This is a genomic window from Streptomyces sp. NRRL S-118 (genome assembly GCF_000716335.1).
Classification (GTDB): Bacteria; Actinomycetota; Actinomycetes; order Streptomycetales; family Streptomycetaceae; genus Streptomyces.
In genome coordinates this window covers 8,658-10,311 of record NZ_KL591048.1, presented here as the reverse complement: position 1 = coordinate 10,311, position 1,654 = coordinate 8,658, and the positions used below count along the sequence as shown (strand labels likewise).

Annotated in this window: 1 protein-coding gene; it reads left to right on the top strand. The window is 74.0% G+C overall.

The features are described from left to right. Window positions 1–79 precede the first annotated feature (79 nt). Window positions 80–1,654 (top strand): polyketide synthase dehydratase domain-containing protein (locus IH00_RS0136245; protein WP_031080753.1); only part of this gene is annotated, 1,575 nt, incomplete at its 3' end.

The window sequence follows — 1,654 nt, the reverse complement described above, 5'->3', positions numbered from 1 at the left end:
CTACCCCTTCCAACGCCGCCACTACTGGGCCGAGACATCCCCCGCAGGCGTCGGGGATCTCGCAGCCGCTCGCTTCGGCATGACCTGGCAGGAGCATCCGTTCGTCGGCGGTGCGTTCCGGCCGGCGGGCTCGGGAGAGGTGTTGCTCGCCGGGCGGTTGTCCCGTGCCACGCACGCCTGGATGACCGACCACGCGGTGTCCGGCACCGCGCTCCTGCCCGGTACCGCATTCATCGAACTCGCCCTGCATGCCGCCTCGGTCGCCGGGTGCAACGTGGTCGAGGAGCTCGAGGTCCGTGCACCGCTGGTCCTGCCGGAGCGCGGCGGGGTGCAGATCCAGGTCCGCGTCGCCGATGCCGACGAGTCGGGCAGGCGTCACGTGTCGGTACACGCGCGGCCGGACGATCTCATCGTCGCCGGAGCCGGCGGTCCCGGTACGGACGCGGACGATGCCCCCTGGACACTGCACGCCGTCGGCATGCTGGCCCCGGCGAGCTTGCGGCCTCCGGAGGCCGGCAGCATGGCAGATGCCTGGGCCGGCGAGGCTTGGCCGCCCGCCGACGCCGTGCCCGTCGAGCCGGCAGTGCTGTACGACCGGTTCTCGGAGCTGGGATACGAGTACGGCGAGGTGTTCGGCGGTCTGCAGTCGGTCTGGCGCCGCGACGGCGAGGTCTTCGCGGAGGTACGGCTCCCCGGTCGTGTGGTGGCCGACGCCCCGCGCTACGCGGTCCATCCCGCGCTCCTCGATGCCGCGCTCCAGCCGTGGCTGGCGGGCGGCCTGTTCGAGGTGCCGGCCGACAGCCTGCTGCTGCCGTTCGTCTGGCGGGGCATGACCGTGCAGGCATCGGGCGCGGACGCGGTGCGCGTCCGGCTGACCCGGGACGATGACGGACACTTGTCCTGCCGTGCCGTGGACCTGTCCGGAGCTCCGGTGTTCTCCCTCGACGCGCTGGCCATGCGTCCCGTGAAGCGTGACCGGCTCGCCGCTGCTCTGGGCGCTTCCGCTGCTGCGGCTCCTCTCTACGAGGTCACGTGGCGCGAGGTCCGTCAGCGGTCGACCGGCCGGCCGGTGCGCTGGGCGCTGATCGGCGGTGACCGTCTCCGGGCCCGTCCCCGACCCGGCACCGAGGCCGAGGTGGCCGGGTTCACCGCGTACGCGGGTCTCGACGACCTGCGCCGCGAGCTCGACGCGGGTGGCGTAGCGCCGGAAGCCGTCGTGGTCGCCTTCGGTCCCGGCACCGTGCCCGACCGGGCCGTCGACGAGGAAGTGCGGGCGGTCCTTCACGAGGGACTGGCCTTCGTCCAGGAGTGGCTGGCGAGCGAACGGCTCGCGGACATCCGGCTCGTCGTACTGACGGAACGCGCGGTGGCCGCCGGCCCGGACGAGGACGTGCATGCGCTGTCCCACTCGGGCTTGTGGGGGCTGCTGCGCTCGGCGCAGTCCGAGCACCCCGGGCGCTTCGGGCTCGTCGACGTGGACGCCCACGACGCCTCGGTGGCGGCGATCCCGGCCGCCCTGGGCGAGATCGCCGAGGGGGCGCCCCAGCTCGCGGTGCGCGGGGGCACGCTGTACGCGCCGTCCCTGGTACGTTCGCAGGCACCGGCCGGCGCACCCGGCGGCTCCAACGCTCTCGGCGCCCCGAGCGCATCCGGC